We start from the raw sequence: 14,043 nt of genomic DNA on the forward strand, positions 1-14,043 counted from the left end.
AGAGGGGGTTACCCAATTGAATAAAACAAAACGCAAATGGCCAGCGTTGCTGATGATATTGGTTGTACTTGTCAGCATGTTTAGACCAAGTAACATAGCAGAAGCACATGACGCTTACTTTATGAATGTCTTGGTTGATAACGGAAGTTTTGAGTATAGCTCGTTCATTCTGCATGATAAAGTGTCGAAAATGTCTGGAGAGTCGAAACATACAGAGTATGCATTAGGTGATTTTACGGACCTGAGTAGCACTGGAGGTACTCTTAGCGATGTGCCAACGAAGATTGAAAAGAAAGAGTTTTCCAGCCTTCAGTTAAATGGTAACCCTCCGATGATTTTCTCGTTCCCTTCCAAACAAGATGGCGGGCACCTTGCAGCAAACAAGGAACTTTGGAAAGCAACAAATCATGCAACCGCAACAGACTATGAGCGTGCTAAACTAATTAGTGACACGCTTGTAGGTGGATTGAATGGTGCACTTGCCACTGTTTATGCAGGTGAACCAACGAAATCTCTTGAAGAATTAAGGGAGCGTACGAATAAGTTAATCGCTGCTGTTCAAGGAGGGAAAAGTGTAGGTCCGAATAATGAATGGAAAGTTTCGAAAGGGAGAATTAAGAATCAAGGCTTAGCAAAAGATGGTCTTGGCGATGCCGACTGGATCACTATTTCCAAAGGAACTCAAAAATTCGAATTTCCTTTCCAAATGATCAAGGGATATAATGCAGATTCAAGCACGTACAAATTTGCTAAATCTCTGAAACGCGGTTATGAGTATTCAGACGATACTAAATATCTGAACTGGTCGAATATTGCTTACCAAGCATGGTATTCCTTTGATGTAAATGGTCATACAACTACGAATGTCAATGAGATACGTCGAGTTGGCAAGCTAGAAGAATCAGTAGTGGAGATGACAGAGAATACACTTCGAGGCTTACGTGACGTACTTGGACTCTATCCTATGAATGATCTAGTTTACAACGAGGGTATACGTAACTCTGGCTACTGGCATCATGGGGTAATGCCATCTGCATGGGAAGATAACATGTCGAAATATTATTACGTGTTCCTAGCTGTAGCATATTCTATTATTATGTTCGCTTTTGCGAAAATGTTGATACAACGTAACTTGTCTATTGTGAACCCGGCGATGCGAGTTTCGATGATGGAAGGTATTCAAGACTTGATTGTTACCTCTATTGCTCTCGTATTTCTCATGCCTCTTATGGATTTTATCCTGATGATGAATTATCGGATAGTAGATCTGTTTGGTGCATTAAAAACGCATGGAAATACACTTAGTGAAGTGAACAACTATTCAGGATTCTTGGGCGGAGTTATTTTACAGTTCTTCTATTTCTTTGTAGAACTTTGGCTTAATTTCACTTATATTATCAGGGGTATCATCATAGCAATAATGATGATGATGGCACCATTGTTTATGGTCGCTATTGCAATGGGTGGCAAATGGAAAATGATCTTCGGAAATGCAGTTCGTGAGTTCACAGGACATGTATTTATGCAGTCGTTCCATGCTTTCATTCTGGCTTTCTTGTTGCAAACATCAGTAATGAGTCGAGGTGTAGAAACAGCAGTAACCTTATTTGCCCTCATCACGCTCACAAACTTCTTCCGTAGTTTAGTATTTGGTAACGGGGGAGACCTTGCAAGTAAGATGGGTGTTTCTGGAGCTGCAGGAGCTGTTGCACTTGGAGCATCTGCAATTAAAGCGGGTACAAACAAGCGAAAAGAGCATAACAATAGGAAAGAGTCGAATGATGGAGGTAAATCTTCATCCAGTGAATCCGGTAGTGGGGAGTCGTCAGGGGGAGGTTCGTCAAATCCTTCAGGAAGTGAATTTTCATCAGGTAGTCGTGCAAATATGAATAATTCCTCTATGACAGCAGGTGCTTCAGGCGGTGCAGGAAGTACTGAAGAACGTGGATTAGGTGGAGGTTCATTATCAGAAGAAGGTCCATATGTTGGAGGTTCTGACGGCATGACAAAATCTGAAGCCCAAACTAGTGCGAATTCATCAGGTTCTAATAACAGCGGATTAAAATCTGCATTAGTTACGGCTGCTGGTGCTGGATATGTAGCTACTAAATTAGCGGGTTCTGCTGGATATGGTATGGCATTAGGTGGAGAACAAGGACCTGCTGCTTTCAATCGTTTCCATAGCGGAAGTGAAAAGCCAGAGAATGGCAAGAAAGGTTCAAATAAGAAAGGATCTTCAGGAGAAGGAACAGGAACCCAATCATCAGGCGGACAAATCGATGCAAGTAACGAGTTTGTAGGGATGACAATGGAACAACCTGTTCGTTATGATTCTTCTTATATTGGAGCAGACGGAACTGAAGAAGCAGCTTTTGATGGAGATCAATTGTCCGACGTAGGAATTGTCAGTGCACGTTCAGACGCGGGTAGCCAGTGGATGGAGTATACGCCTTCCTCTCCTTATGCTTCTCAGGCTCAAAGCTACGTAGACGCATATAGTTCGGAAGACAACAGCGAAAGATTAAATCTGTATCATCAAGGTGTTTCCAATGCTCGCGTGAATGCACAAGGAAACTATGAAGTTTTATATGGTAAGAAAGCTACAGACCGTATGGGCTTCCAATCACTTAATTCATCTAACGAAAATGGTAGAGTCCGCTTTGAACAAACAAGAAGAGCAGATCAACAAGCTGCTCCACCCGCATATTTCGCAGGTCCAAAAGCGACTTCTTCTACAGAGCCAGAGAGTACTACCAATAACGAAGAGATCCCGAGGGTTTAGACCTCGTGGTCTCTTTTTTTGGTTGTCGAATGCCCTCTAATTGCATATAAGGCAAAAAGGGGTGATGAACAGCATGAGTAATGAAGACAAACAAACGCAAGGCGATGGCCTCGCGAAAGATATGGCAGGAAAAGCAGGGAGCGGTGCGAAACAGGCTGGGAAAGCTGTTGTTCGGAAGGCATCAAAAGGAATCGGGAAAAAAGTGGCTGGAATGGCAGCGAAAAAGTTAGCATTTGCTATGGCACAAGGATTTGCAGCAACCCTAAAACTTTTAGCCCCAGTACTTATTGGCTTTTTAATTGTTGTATTTATCGTCATATCAGCATGGTATGTAATGTTCGAAATGAGAGGGAAAGACCAGGAATACAGCGAGAAAGATGTACATCAAAATGAAATGCAAGTCGATGACAAATACGGCAATTCGGTAAAAGAAGTATCTGGACAGAACACAGCGATCATCGACTTTTATCGTAATCAAGAGCGGTTTGGGTACTGGCAAATAATTGATGAAGAAGACGATCCTTCATGGAACTTTATCAAGCCAGTTATGCCTTACAAGCTAACAGATAAAAATCCCGGAATAAAAGGGGATGTGCCTTACGGTCTTACGAAGGCAGATGGTTCTGTGGAAGATTACTACAAACAGGAGAAAACATACACTATGAACGCAAACTTCCTTTTTTCTCTTGATGAAGATTTGCATAGACAGGCATTCCGCTATCCAGAACAGTTTTTAAAGCCCGTTTATTATGAGGAGTTAGAAAACGGTGAAATGCAAGAACGTAAAGATAAGGTAAAGCCAGCTCGTGGAGTAGGTTCTCCAGAAGATCCCTATATAGCAACTTCGGATAAGGGTGTTTCTGTGAAGCAAAAGAAACTAGCTGATCCACAATTAGAAGCAGAATCTCGTGTGTTTGATGAAGAGAAGAACGAATTCACTGAGAAGACAGAGAAATCTGTTCATGACTGGGGATTAGCAACGATCTTTGAATATCGAACAGATAAAATTATTCGAACGGTAGAGGGAGTTTGGACAAAAGAAGACTACTATGACAAAGGGTGCGATTGCGTGAAACAAAAACCCATTAGTATAGAGTATGTCTACATGATGAAAGGGTATCCAATTACAATCTGGTTAATTGAGCATGCAACAACATTCAACATGGATATCGAACTCGCATATGAGAATTTTAAAGAGCCGGTGGGACCACTTCGAGACGCAACAGACACAGATCCATCGAGCGATGCGAACCGCATTTTCTATAAAACACATGATGTCTATGAAACTCGCACACGAATGATTCAAGATCCAAGTGATCCAAAAAAAGAAGTAGCAGAAGAATATGAAGTATTCGTGAAGACTGTCGACCTCTATCGATTCCGAGAGGGAGAAATTATGGAAGATAAGCCAATGCCAATGCCAGAACGTTTCGTAAAAGAAGACCACGGCACAGATTATTTGATGGATTACGGGTTCTTTTACCGTTCATGGGTTCCAAAGTCCGTAATGGAAAAATTCGATTTTGAAGAACGAATGGGCGGAATCACAATGGACCTTGGCAATATCGAAACAGGTACCCACACGAATAATGCCAATTATACCCGTTCCATGCAGTACTACGACATCATTGAAAAATATGCTGGGCAGTTTGGTGTAGACCCTAATTTAATTGTTGCCCTTATCGCACAAGAATCAGGAGGGAAAGCCCATATCAAAGATGGTCTTATGCAAATTGTCAATTTAGGAAATGATCCGAGAGCAGTGACAGCAAAAAATAATAGTGGTCAATCGGAAACCTTCTATATAGGTGGTAATGAACGGAACGACCCGGAGAAATCGATTAAGTGGGGGGTCATGTATTTTGCTAGTAAAATGCAAGCACATGATAACAATCCGTTAAAAGCACTCCAGTCGTACAATTTTGATGTTAGTGGATTTATGAAAAAGAATTATCCAGAAGCATGGATGGATAGTGGTAATGCATGGATGCAATACAGAGAAGAAGCACGAATGTCACTAGCAACAGCAGCGGGTTATTCGGGTTCAAAGAGTGCTAGTTATTGGTGTGCTCCAAACCTTGAAAAATCTGGGGGAAGTCGATGGGGCGATATTTGCTATATCGAAAACGTGATGCGTTATTATGCAGGGGACAAATTAGAAGGTTTTGCACCAAATACGCCAGAAACTCCAGTGGAAGGGTCCGAACCTGAAAAAGAGCCTGAAAAAGAGCCTGAAAAAGAAAGTGGTGGATTATTTGATTCTATCAAAAAAATCATCGCAGCAATCATCGGAAAAGAATACAAAGAAGATGAGCCAAGAAGAGTATTTGAACATTCTATGAATAAATGGGAAGTTGTCGACGTTATGAAACAAGCCTCTACCTTCGACAAAAAAATACTATTCTCAGAAACAGGAGATGCAGACTCTAAACAATTCTGGGAAGAAGGATTTAATCCAGCTACAGCAGCACCTGTAGCGGGCGGAAGTTACGAGAGCTTTACTAATCTAGTGCCGAATGCGAGCGGGTACATCACGCCTTTAGCTATTCCGAACCCAATTGTGACTAGCTGTTACGGAATGCGTCTCCACCCCATCGAAAAGGTCATGAAACTGCACAGAGGGGTAGATGTAGGAGTGCCTACAGGAACACCACAATACGCCATTTCCGATGGTGTGGTAGAAGTGTCCAGAAATATGGGTACTGGTTGGGGAGAATATGTCACTGTCCGTTTTACGGACGGCAACTCAGCCGTATATGCCCATTTAAGTCAGCGATTAGTCCAAGTTGGTCAGCAAGTCAAACAAGGACAGGCTATTGGACTAACAGGAACGACAGGGTCTTCGACAGCACCTCACATGCATTTTGAATTTAACGTGGGTGGTCAATACGTAGATCCTTATTTCATCGTAGTAGGAGCAGGAAAGTCACAAGCAGCATGCAAATAAGCTCTTATGAATGAGAGCCTATCTGCATAAGATAGAGCAAAAGACCAGAAGGAGGTGAAGAGAGATATGTCAAAAATAAATGGATTTGTAACAGCATTCCTGCTGGTGACAGTATTCCTTTGGATGAGTGCTCCTGCATTCGCGGATGCAGCAAGTTACTCCAGTAAAGGGTTAGGCGAAAACAATGCCGACCCATTGACAGGCTTAACGGTGACATCGGACGAGAATGTAAATGGCGGTGTCCCAACGGTGAACGTACCCAATGTTCAAATTGAACAAGCGAAGGATTTTGTAGAGAGAAAAGGATTTGATGTCGTTGGGCTTATGCAAACGTTCGGTCAACCATTCGCTATTATTCTCTTTATCTTCGGTGCATTCCTGACGGGGGCGGGTGCAATGGGTAAATCGAGTGGTGCTGCAAAAGGCGTCATCGTAATGGTCATTGCCATACTAGTTTACGCAGCTGTTCTATCCGGACCAGAACTAATGGATTTCGGAAACGCATGGCTGAAAAGTTAACAAAGAAGAGGTCCCCGAGTGGGAACCTCTTTTTTCGTGTGTCTATTCATAAGATACCGATTCGTCTACTACGTGCGATTCTAAATCCGTCTTTAACATACGAAGCGTTTCTTCCTCATATATATATATAGGGTCATCTATTACTCTGACACCATCTTTTGTCTCATATATTAGCAAAGTGACAGATTGTACGGATTTGTTTTCTTCTTTAACATATCGCTCGAAAGGCTTGATAAATTCGACACCATATATCATCAGACTGTCCGCCTCAATGGTGATAATAGCGTGCTTTTTATCCAATTCGACATTGCTCACATTATATGCAAAGGCGTCTAAGTTCTCCTCTGCCGGTAGTGGAACGACGGAATAATTATCTAGATTTTTTTCATTACCTTCAGGCCATGCGTAGAAGTAGGCTATACCTATGAGTAGAATTACCAAAGGAATTAACAAAGGAAGTAGCCATTTTTTTTTGTCTTTTACCATATACAACACCTCATTTTTTTCTATCTTATGCTTCCGAATAGAGTCTATGCTGTAAATAGTTTTCTACGGCGTCGTACGACGATTTAAATGAATGAATCCATGTAAAATGAATAGATTATAGAAAGGAGGATTACCGATGAAACTATTAAAAATAAGTGGAATATTACTAGCGGCAACACTCGTTCTGATGGGTTGCTCGGATAAAGAAGAAACGAAAACAAAAGAAATGGTTCAAATTGACAAAAAGGAGCTAGAAAAGATGGTTGAAGCTTCTCAGTTTAAAGAAGAGGCCAAATATTATCGCGATTACGTACGAGAGCTAACTGAGAAATTGACAGAGGAAGAGAAAGCAAAACTGATTGAGCAAGAATGGAGCTATGAAATCGACGTAAACGGTGTAAAATTCCCTGAAAGTGGAGAGCTTGAAATAACTGCTGAAGAACTTCTCGTAACAGTATCAGAAAAGCGTGCCCCATTCTCTGTCCTTCCATTGGAAGAGAGTATAAAAGGAAAGATTTTTCAAGCCTTGAATCATAGTGTAGTTATGAATGGTCAAGAGATGGAAATGGAGACAATTAGTCAGACGGAAACGGAGCATGTCATTACCTTTGCGAAAGAGAAAGTGACAAGCGGAGATGTGTTTATGATTGAACTCCAAGAGGATGTAGCAGAACGACTAGGTGTAAAAATGAGAAGCATTACTATTCGTATACGATAACTGAATAGATAAATTGGTTAAAGCATATGATGGTTTATAGACGTCCTTATAGCTATCTTATACTAAGAACATTCCTTGTGAACAACGAATGTTAATAGTTATGGTTAGTTCATGTGACTGAATTCTAGGGATTCATCATATCTCAGGACGGATGGGAAAGCTGCCGGTTGGCAGTTTTTTTTGTGTGTAGTTACTCTGTTTGGAACTGAACGAAAAATAAAGCAACAGTAAAAAAAAACTCAAACCCTTGTGGATTTGAGCTTTTGTTAATTATCTATCTGGAGTTGTAATTGTTATAACTCCGGTATTATTTGTTACGTTATCGAACTCAAGGGAATGACTTAATTCAAGTGCGAAATTACCGCTTGTGTTTGAAGATCTAATTGCAGGACGAGCAGTTAACTTGTTTGAATAGATTGGATATAAAGCTCTAGTAAAATTCCAACGTCCATATTTAGAACTCTTAGAAGACAGGTCTACTGTGTTATAGCGAACCCCAGTATTAAAACTATAACTAATCCCAGGTACTCCAGCACCAGATAGAGAAACCGCAACAGTACTACTGCTTGTAGTAGATGGTCCCCAATCTAAAAGAGTTTGATAAGTATATGGTACAGCTAATCTAGTATATAGATCATTTAAATAGCGTAGACCACTCGTACGTTCGTATTGAGTATTTGTCACAACATCCCATACTGATCCAGCCACACCGTTAATAGATGCAGTACTAGATTTTCTGCTCATTTCCACACTAGTTGTTAAATAGTGAGCAGAACTATTGAAAGACCAGTTAAAATTTCTGATAACAGGATTTGCTACAGGCTGTACCGCTGCAATAGAAACAGTATTGTCATTTTTAAGATTTGTTTTTTCAGAAGATCCCATTTTAACAGAAAGCTCATTTTTGTTTTCTGCTTTGCGTTCAAGGACTGTTTCCTTAATATCATCTAATGTACGTTCTTCATTTTCAACCTGATTAAAATAATAATCAATCACTTCTTGTCCGTTTACTACGTCTTTTGAAATTGCCTCAAGATAAAAATCTGTATCGCCTGAAATGATATTTGTATCAATTGGTTCACCATTGTTGTGCAACCACAAATACGTTTCTTTAGAAGATCCGGGCTGAACCGATTTAATATTATCCTCAATAATGTTTTTAGTGGATGTATCCTTGTATTCTTCCCACTTATTAATCTTCACGTCTTTAGCAAACGCATCTGGGCTACCTATTGTTAAACCTGCAATTAATACACCCACACCCATTAAAGAACTAGCAAACTTTCTTTTTGAAAAAAAATTAAATTTACTCAAATTAACCATCTCTCCTTTATGATTTTTTGTTTGAAACTAGTGAATTAGTGAAAAAATATTGAAATGCTGTTGTTTTACTAGGCATCAGTCCCAGTTTCGTAGGGGATTCACGAGACTGACAATCAAGTGCCATAAAAAGTAATACTTAAATTATCCATTCGTGTCCTCCTTTAACTGTATATCTAATTTCAATAGTACTGAAGAATCTTTTGATAAGAAATAGGATGTTATGCAAGAATTTGTTATTAATATATATATTTCTGAATAATATGATATATTATTGAAGAAATGAGGTGATTTTTTTGGAAAAAATAATGAAATCAATAATTACTATTTCATTAATAGTTTTAGCGATAAATAGTTTCTTTTTGGTAAGTTATTTAAAAACATTAACTGAATTAATAAGTGTACTAGTGAATGCAGGAAACTAATATTGTTGTTAATAAGAACGTAGAAAGTTTGCTATTGGCTATATAAAATGTAAAAAGTATACACAAGTGTGCTGATGAAACACTTTTATTACAAATCCAAAATGAAATAAAGCTAATGTATAAACACACTGCCATAAATGAAGCATTGGCAGTGTGTTTTGCTTGTATAATATAGTGTTGATTTTTTTGAGCATGAGGAGTGTGAAACAATGAAAGAAGAGCAAAAACACAATCTAAATTACCTTTATACATAGCTAATTTTATAGATTTTTGAGGTCTTCCTTGGTCCTATTGGCATTCGTATCGTTTGCAGTAAGAATAAAAACTAACAAGGCCTTATTGAAGGCTTCTTCAGCATCAATAAGATTTCCGTTTTTTTTAGAAAGGACACCAATAAGATGATAGGTTTCACCTAATAAATACATCAAATGATGTGTTTCAATGTTAGACAGGACTTCTTTAGCTACGATTAAGGCTTTTTCATAATTCCCGATTTTAAACAAAGAGTTTGAATAGTTGTATCCAATTCTAGGAAGAAGGGTAGAATCTTCTATGATAGGTCGGTTTATAATTTTTGCATAAAGAATTTCGTAAATATGTATGGCCTCATGGTATTTCTTTTTTGCTAAGTAAATTAACCCAATAGAATTAACGATGCTAGTATCTAGTTCTGAACCATATTTCTTTAAATTAACGAGGCTATTCAAAACGGATAACGCTTCATCTATTCTGTTTTCTTTTTTATGTAAAAGAATTGCTCGATGCCACCCAATAAATTTTCCGAATTCTAGTTTGGAATAAGGAGAGTTTAATTCTTGTAATATTTGCTTAGACTCTTCTAAAACAAGTTCTAATGAGATAAAATCCTCCGCATATGTAAATTCCCTGCATCTTTTTTTTAGTTCCTCAACCTCTTCATTAAACGGGAATAATGCTTTAAATGGAATCTCTAATTTCAGACAGATATCATTAACAATTTCTAGTCTTGGTAATTGTTTTCCTTGTTCTAGTCTATAAATAGTAGATTCGTCACATAAACCTTCTGCTAGCTTCTTTATGGATATTCCTTTTGTTTTCCTGAAATAAGCTACTTTTTTACCGAAACCTTCCATTAATATTACCCCCTTAATTTACACATTCTTGCATAACATCCTATATCTTTACTAATCCTATTATATTATATTAATTGATAGAGAGATAGTAAGGGGGGAAGTTATAATGAATAATAAAAATAGATTCGGTAAAATAATCGTAGCATTTTTAATGTCTATTGGACTATTTACTAATGTATCAAGCGGTAAGGATACAAACTTAGAGAAACAATCGACTACAGAGTATGTACAAAACTCAGATGAAACGATTGATGGGAAGCATTAATAGATTTAAGAAAAGGGTTGACTCCTGCACGCCAGAGTCAATCTTTTTTTTATTTATGCAGTCATTCGTCTATAATTTGGAATGAAATATTTTGGAAAGCATAGAATAAAACAAACGCAACCGGATGTATAAACTTTCAAGTGGTCTGATTTTATAGTCGCATAACAAACCAAGAAGCAGGGCTTTTTGGGCGGCTAAAAATCAGAGACGAATAATTACTAAAAAGACATCCCAGTGGCGTACAAAGAGAAAGAGTGTTCTTTTAATCAATAAGGTTAATAAGTCCCTCTTTTTTTCTTAAAAACTACCGCAGACACTTTCATGTGTACTGCGGTGTTCTATTTTTATTCGGGATTACATTGACAACTAATTATATTAAGTGTATACTGTAGTATACAAGTATAGGCAAGTAAAAAGGAGGAGTTTTGACATGTATGCAACGCAAGACTTCGTAGCTATTGAACGGGAACTGGATGAAAAAAAGGAACGTATACGAAGAATTAATCGAAAAGAGAAGCGTGCATCCCTCCTTAAAAATAATGGTTGGGCTAATATGCTCGACTTGACAGCGATAAAAGAAATGGATTTATCTGCCGCAAAAGGAAAAACTCTTTATTCTATAATTGCAGAAATTCCTGTACATAAATGTTTTCGACCAAATCTGCCAGAAGGAGAATATTTTCCCTGTCTCTTATTTCCCCAACATTTTGCTTGGGTTTATATTGATGAACAAGGACACTCTCGTTATTTTACTCGAGCAAAACGTTCAAAAGATAAAATGTACCATACTGTGTCACTGGACATAACGGATCTAGTTGAACTTGGATTTGGATTAAGCAATATCGAGGCCTGTGACCTTATCAGTAAGCACCTATCCCCAGATGTAGTAAAGGAACAATGGCCAGCATCTGGTCACCAACATTACCGAGAGTTAATGAAATGTTGGCAGAAGAGCGGACTGCGTAATCATAAGGTGATGAAGCCACTAATACACGTTTTGGAAGAACTCATTCAATCGGGAGAGTCGTTTTTGGTTAAGAGCCATTGGTCACATGAAGGAAATCCGGTGTTTTTCGCCTCTCATAGATACTTAGCAGAACGTGCTGGAGAGGGAAGGACCACTTTCACTAAAAAGATAAACACTCTAGCTTCTCTTGGAATTATTCGTAAGGTTCCTATAGATGATGTACCTGATAATTTACGCAATTTAACACTACACAGACAATCGAAACTAGGTTATGGGTTCCATCTTTCCTACTTTTCCATTCCTTCTTATAAGGAAACGTTGGAACTAATAGAATCTAACCTTCGCAAGTTAAATCTACAGAAATTATCATATGGAAAATCGACGAAAGAAAAAATTCGTGCTGTGATGGGAGAAGAATCAGCAAATAAAGCTTTTCCACAATTAGTAGATAATACGAAGAAAACAAGACACCTAGCACCTACATTAAGAGGTATTTTTGGACAATTGATGAAAAATGGACCCGTTCGGAAACAATCCCTAATAGATATAACAGTGGTGGGTTTTACAGCGAAGGAAGTCAAGCGAGTGGTAGAGAGAGAGTGGATGACATGGATTCAGGATTTTGGTCTGGAATATCGGCGTCCTAAAAAACATGAGGTTGAGAAATATCAATTAAGTTCGAACGAATTTCATGCATTGCCAAAGCGAGCTATTCGAAAGTAAGACGGAGACCTTCTAATCGAGGGTCTTTTTTTATGTGCAAAAAAAAAGACGCCGAAGCGTCCTTTCGTTTTATACGTATTGCGTGTTCACGATCATTGTTGCACCAGGATATTTCTTAACTTCTTCTTGCATTAAGAAAAGGCAGTCATTATGACTGATTTGTCCTCGAGCAGCCTTCATTACAATTTGCTGGAATGCTTGCTGAACGATTAAGTCATCTTTAGGAGAGAGTCCATTGACAGAAATACCTGCACCAAGTAGAACGGGCTCAGGTGTGTATTCTTCTTCTGGCTCCTCGTCTAATTTTTGTTGCTCCATTTCAGCTTCCAGTTCTGCTTCTTGGAAGAAGTGAACAGCCCCACCAAAAGGAATTTTACCGAGAGCAGCTTCCATTAATACTTTCTGGAACGGGTTTTGACCAGATGTGTCACTCGCTATTTCTTCGTTTAGAAAATCTGCAACAACCTCATGATCTTCTTCCGTTACACCAAAGTAATCTTCGATCTCTGAGCGAATTTCATCTGCAATTTCCATTGGAGTTGTTGAATTGTCTATCTCTACAAGCACTGTGAAATCAGGTAGAACATTAAATAGTCCGACGATATCCTCATTCGTTTGTTGCTTAATAGAAACTAATTGATTTGCGAACTCCTCGATTGTTACACCTTTTTTATTCTTGATTTTCATAATGAAAATTCCCCTTTCGTTTTTGAATCTGCTACATCATATGCGATGACAAACGTATTTATTCCTATTGTTCTACCAGGTTCATATGGCAATGCGTAGTAGCAATGTCCTTTTTTGAATAGAATACTTCAACGAACAAATAGGAGGGATTTATATGAAATGGAAACAAAGGGTGGCAGTAGTTCTGACAGTCGGATTGCTTTTGACAGCATGTGAGAAAAAAACAGAAAAATGGGATGCCGATACAGAAGAAAAATATCTGACAGAAATGGCAGAGACAGCTACTAATCCAGTAGAAACGAAAGAAAAATTAGATGCAAAAATTACACAAATGAGCAAAACGGGTGTCATGCATGGTGTAGATGCTTATTTGTACGGCTTAAATGAAAAAGCTATGGAGTTAAATGAAAAGGTAAAACCTTACGTGGATGAACTAAATAAGCTAGGCATTGTTAGTCTATCGAACGAATGGAAAACCGGTGTAGAAGATGCTAGCGATGGACTATCGGCTCTATTGAAAGAAGCTAGTGAACACTCTCTCGTTCTCTTCCGAACAGAAAGCTTGACTATGTTTAGCCCTGATTTTGTTGGAGTAGCAGAAGAATACAAATCCGGGATGGATGTCAGTATGTATGAATTTATGCTATTTACTGGTGAAGAACAGACAAAGCACTATTTTAATGCAGAATCCAATGTCCTTGACTTAGATATCGTCGCAGAACGCATTAAGAAGCTTGACCGATTACTCGAGAAACACAAAGGTACACAAATGGAGGAATCTCTCCATATAAGCAGATCTTTCTATGCGACGCTCTACTTTGGACAAAACAGCAATGCTCTTCTAGAAGGGGATAAAGTGTCAGGGTACGCAATGTCTCATTATGAAAAAACGATGAAAGAAGACTTATCTATTCAAGAAACACTCAAGGGATACGTTCAACTATTGAAAGAGAACGGCTTAAAGTATGACGCACCGGATGTGCTGATCTATCTATCAGAAGCAGGATTAGTGGAAAGTCAAACATACGATGAAGAAGCAATAGAAAAAGAGACAGAAAAAAAATAAAAACAAGAAAAGAGGAGGAGGTGGAA

General features: G+C 38.5%; 11 protein-coding genes. 7 read left to right on the forward strand and 4 right to left on the reverse strand.

Going from position 1 to position 14,043, the window contains the following annotated elements; genetic code table 11:
* Positions 1-16 precede the first annotated feature (16 nt).
* The 3 genes from MHI40_RS21650 (at position 17) to MHI40_RS21660 (ending at position 6,248) form a co-directional block, all read left to right on the forward strand.
* Positions 17-2,782 carry a hypothetical protein gene (locus MHI40_RS21650; protein WP_340765449.1) on the forward strand — a complete coding sequence of 922 codons (2,766 nt, stop codon included), beginning with the start codon at positions 17-19 and terminating at the stop codon, positions 2,780-2,782.
* Between the two features lie 73 nt (positions 2,783-2,855).
* Complete coding sequence (locus tag MHI40_RS21655) at positions 2,856-5,729, forward strand: M23 family metallopeptidase (RefSeq protein ID WP_340765451.1); 2,874 nt, start codon at positions 2,856-2,858, stop codon at positions 5,727-5,729.
* Positions 5,730-5,795: 66 nt separating this feature from the next.
* A complete protein-coding gene (locus MHI40_RS21660; RefSeq protein ID WP_340765453.1) occupies positions 5,796-6,248 on the forward strand; it encodes a hypothetical protein in 453 nt (150 codons plus the stop codon).
* Positions 6,249-6,290: 42 nt separating this feature from the next.
* Here the strand turns inward: MHI40_RS21660 and MHI40_RS21665 are convergent, their stop codons facing one another.
* Positions 6,291-6,734 carry a hypothetical protein gene (locus MHI40_RS21665; RefSeq protein ID WP_340765455.1) on the reverse strand — a complete coding sequence of 148 codons (444 nt, stop codon included), beginning with the start codon at positions 6,732-6,734 and terminating at the stop codon, positions 6,291-6,293.
* A 136-nt stretch (positions 6,735-6,870) separates the two neighbouring features.
* On the opposite strand from MHI40_RS21665, the gene MHI40_RS21670 reads away from it, so the two are divergent.
* The gene (locus tag MHI40_RS21670; RefSeq protein WP_340765457.1) at positions 6,871-7,452 is read left to right on the forward strand and encodes a hypothetical protein; all 582 of its coding nucleotides are present in this window, start codon (positions 6,871-6,873) and stop codon (positions 7,450-7,452) included.
* 270 nt (positions 7,453-7,722) lie between these two features.
* Here MHI40_RS21670 and MHI40_RS21675 read toward each other — a convergent pair whose 3' ends face one another.
* Both MHI40_RS21675 and MHI40_RS21680 read right to left on the reverse strand, forming a co-directional pair.
* Complete coding sequence (locus MHI40_RS21675) at positions 7,723-8,766, reverse strand: hypothetical protein (RefSeq protein WP_340765459.1); 1,044 nt, start codon at positions 8,764-8,766, stop codon at positions 7,723-7,725.
* A gap of 691 nt (positions 8,767-9,457) precedes the next feature.
* Positions 9,458-10,309, reverse strand: a complete 852-nt coding sequence (locus MHI40_RS21680) for a helix-turn-helix transcriptional regulator (protein WP_340765461.1) — start codon at positions 10,307-10,309, stop codon at positions 9,458-9,460.
* Between the two features lie 106 nt (positions 10,310-10,415).
* Here MHI40_RS21680 and MHI40_RS21685 point away from each other — a divergent pair, with 106 nt between their 5' ends.
* Positions 10,416-10,574 (forward strand): hypothetical protein, encoded by a 159-nt coding sequence (locus MHI40_RS21685; RefSeq protein WP_340765462.1) that lies wholly within the window; start codon positions 10,416-10,418, stop codon positions 10,572-10,574.
* 430 nt (positions 10,575-11,004) lie between these two features.
* A complete protein-coding gene (locus tag MHI40_RS21690) occupies positions 11,005-12,264 on the forward strand; it encodes a hypothetical protein (RefSeq protein ID WP_340765464.1) in 1,260 nt (419 codons plus the stop codon).
* 69 nt (positions 12,265-12,333) lie between these two features.
* Here MHI40_RS21690 and MHI40_RS21695 read toward each other — a convergent pair whose 3' ends face one another.
* On the reverse strand, positions 12,334-12,951 hold the full coding sequence (locus MHI40_RS21695; RefSeq protein WP_340765466.1) for a hypothetical protein: 618 nt from the start codon (positions 12,949-12,951) through the stop codon (positions 12,334-12,336).
* A 154-nt stretch (positions 12,952-13,105) separates the two neighbouring features.
* Here MHI40_RS21695 and MHI40_RS21700 point away from each other — a divergent pair, with 154 nt between their 5' ends.
* On the forward strand, positions 13,106-14,017 hold the full coding sequence (locus MHI40_RS21700) for a hypothetical protein (protein ID WP_340765467.1): 912 nt from the start codon (positions 13,106-13,108) through the stop codon (positions 14,015-14,017).
* Positions 14,018-14,043 lie beyond the last annotated feature (26 nt).

This window comes from Psychrobacillus sp. FSL H8-0510 (genome assembly GCF_038008345.1).
GTDB lineage: Bacteria > Bacillota > Bacilli > Bacillales_A > Planococcaceae > Psychrobacillus > Psychrobacillus psychrotolerans.